Source organism: Anaerolineae bacterium, from assembly GCA_011176535.1.
Classification (GTDB): Bacteria; Chloroflexota; Anaerolineae; order Anaerolineales; family DRMV01; genus DUEP01.
In genome coordinates, this window is sequence record DUEP01000102.1 from 1 (window position 1) to 2,896 (window position 2,896).

The window sequence follows — 2,896 nt, forward strand, 5'->3', positions numbered from 1 at the left end:
CGCGCTGGCGACGGCTAAGGCACGGCTACGCGAAGCCCGCGCCTCCCGCCCCCGGCCCGAAACCACCTCCCAGGCCCTCACCGCCTGGAACGCCCTCGCCCTGCACGCCCTGGCCGAGGCCGGCTTCCACCTCGCCCGCCCCGACTATCTCGCAGCCGCCCGGCGCAACGCCCGCTTCCTCCGCGACCACCTCTGGGACGGCGCCACCCTACACCACATCTGGCAGCAGGGGCAAGCCAAAGGGCCCGGTTACCTGGCCGACTACGCCGCCCTGGGCCTGGCGCTGCTGGCCCTCTATCAGGCCACCGGCGAGGTCGAGTGGTTCACCTGGGCCGAGGCCCTGGCCGAGGCCATCCAGCAACGCTTCGCCGACCCGGACGAACCAGGCTACTTCGACACCGCCGCCGAACACGACACGCCTCTCGCCCGACTCAAAGCCCCCCAAGACAGCGCCATGCCCTCCGGCAACAGCCTGACGGCCACCTTCTACCTGCGCCTGGCCGCCTTCACCGGCCGAGGCGACCTGCGCCAGCGGGCCGAGGCCCTGCTCAAGCCGTTGCAAGCCGCCATGGCCCGCTATCCCACCGGGTTCGGCCAGTGGCTGGTGGCCCTGGACTTCGCCTTAGGGCCCCAGCAAGAAATCGCCATCCTGGGCGACCCCGCCGCGCCGGAGACGCAGGCCCTGCTGGCCGTGCTGCGCCGCGCCTATCTGCCCCGCGCCGTGTGGAGCGTGGCCCCGTTACCCCTCCCGCCAGGCGCCCCGGCCCTCTTCCACGACCGACGACTGAAAGAAGGGCGCCCCACGGCCTATGTGTGCCAGCACTTCGCCTGCCGCCTGCCGGTGACCACGCCCGCAGCCCTCCGCGACCAACTGGCCGCGGCGCAATCCGAAACCATGGAGGACGAGGACGCACTATGAGCCTCACCTATCGCCCCACCCTGAGCCGCGCGCAGCTTTCCCTGTTGCGGCTGCTGAGCACCTTGTTCCTGCTCGTAGCCATCGGGCTGCTGGTGGTGGAACTGGTGCGCTACAGCCGTTACCGCAGCCTCTACCCCACCGGCACCACCATCGCCGGGGTGCCCGTCGGCGGGCTGGACCGCGAACAGGCCGCTCAGCGCCTGCTGGAGACCTTCAACCGCCCCGTAGAACTCCATTACGGCGAGCAGGTCATCCTCCTTTCGCCCGCCGTGGCCGGGTTCGAACTGGATATCGAGGGGATGTTGGCCGTGGCGGACCAGGCCCGTACGGCCACGCCTTTCTGGCAGGGGTTCTGGAACTTCCTGTGGGGACAGCACACCCAACCTGTGGATGTTCCCCTCCTCTACACCTATTCCGAGACCCGGCTCCGCACCTACCTACAACACGAGGTGGCGGCCCGCTACGATCAGCCGCCCACCCCGCCCCAACCCATCGTGGGCACGGTGCGCTTCAGCCCAGGCGAACCCGGTTCCACCCTGGATATCGACGCCGCCATCCCGCTCATCGAAAAGGCCATGGAGCAGCCCGAAAACCGGCGGGTCATCCTGCCCATCAAACGCACCCAACCCGCCCATCCGGGGCTGTACACCCTCAAGGTGTTGCTCAAACAAACGGCCATTTTGCACGACTTCCACGGGATCCTGGGGGTGTACCTGCTGGACCTGCAGACCGGCCAGGAACTCCACTTCGTCGCCAAGGGCGGCCAGGACCTGCCCATCCCCCCGGAGGCGGCCTTCACCGCGGCCAGCACCATCAAGATCCCTATCATGATTTCGGTCATGCGCCGGGTGGATTACGACAACCTGCCCGAAGAGAACGAAATCCGCCGCTGGATGGAGCAAATGATCACCCTCTCGGGCAACGACCCAGCCGACTGGCTGATGGAGAATGTGGTCGATAAGGTCCGTGGGCCGCTGGAAGTGACCAAAGACATGCGGGCCCTGGGGCTGAAGAACACCTTTCTGGCGGGATACTTTTACCCCGGCGCGCCGCTGCTGGCGGTGGTCAAAACCCCGGCCAATCAGCGCACCGATGTGAACACCGACCTGGACCCGTACAATCAGACGGCGGTCAGCGAGTTGGGGATGTTGCTGACAGACATCTACCAGTGCGCGGCCGACGGCGGCGGCACCTTCGCCGCTGTGTGGCCCGGCCAGATCACCGCCCGCGAGTGCCGCACCATGCTCGACCTACTCTCCCGCAACCGCATCGCCCGCCTGTTGGAGGAAGGCGTGCCCGAAGGCACCCGCGTGGCCCACAAGCACGGCTGGGTCACCGGCCCGGACGGCTACATGCACACCATCGGCGACGCGGGCATCATCTACACCCCCGGCGGCAACTATGCGCTGGTCATATTCATCCAAGACAACAACCCGCTCATCTGGGAGCCCTCAGCCGCCATGTTCGCCGACTTAGGCCGAGCGGTGTACAATTACTTCAACACGAGGTAGAGGGGCGTGAGGCGTAAGTCGTTAAGTCGTGGGTCGTAGTTCGTTCGGGCAGAAGGGGGAAACAGCTCGCGGATGACGCGAAAAGGCGCGGATGAGCACGGATGTTGGGCGAGGGTTCGACTCCCGTGCCTGCACTGAGCCGCCCAAGTGCTATCGCGCCTTCCGCCTTAGCCCCCGGCGTTATCCTACCCTCTGTAGCTCCGCTTCCCTTTGCGCCAGTCCTTCCTTGGCGTCCTCTCTTGGCGCCCTTAGTGACACTCCCTCGGCGCTTTGGCGTCCCCTACTTGGCACCCTTGGCGTCTCCCTCCTTGGCGGTCTCAGATGCCCGCCAGGCGCGCCACAAGGCCTCGCCCAGGTCGGCCAGGTGGGGTGGTAAGGGCGGCAGATGGAGCGTCTCGCTCCGGCTGAGGGCGGCCAGCCAGGCCCAGCGCCGCTGGGCTTCTTCGTCCAGCCCGGCGGCGCAGGC

At 67.3% G+C, this 2,896-nt stretch carries 3 protein-coding genes; 2 read left to right on the forward strand and 1 reads right to left on the reverse strand.

Annotated features, from left to right (window positions below; translation table 11 throughout):
- Window positions 1–919 (forward strand): thioredoxin domain-containing protein (locus G4O04_09080; GenBank protein HEY58666.1); only part of this gene is annotated, 919 nt, incomplete at its 5' end.
- Window positions 916–2,430, forward strand: coding sequence for a hypothetical protein (locus G4O04_09085; protein ID HEY58667.1), 1,515 nt, complete (start codon window positions 916–918; stop codon window positions 2,428–2,430). The genes G4O04_09080 and G4O04_09085, both read left to right, overlap by 4 nt.
- Before the next feature lie 280 nt (window positions 2,431–2,710).
- Here the strand turns inward: G4O04_09085 and G4O04_09090 are convergent.
- Window positions 2,711–2,896: hypothetical protein (locus G4O04_09090; protein ID HEY58668.1), on the reverse strand; the 186-nt coding region annotated here is incomplete at its 5' end.

Coding starts and splice junctions, on each gene's coding strand:
- G4O04_09085 (HEY58667.1), top strand. CDS start 916: ATGAGCCTCACCTATCGCCCCACCCTGAGCCGCGCGCAGCTTTCCCTG.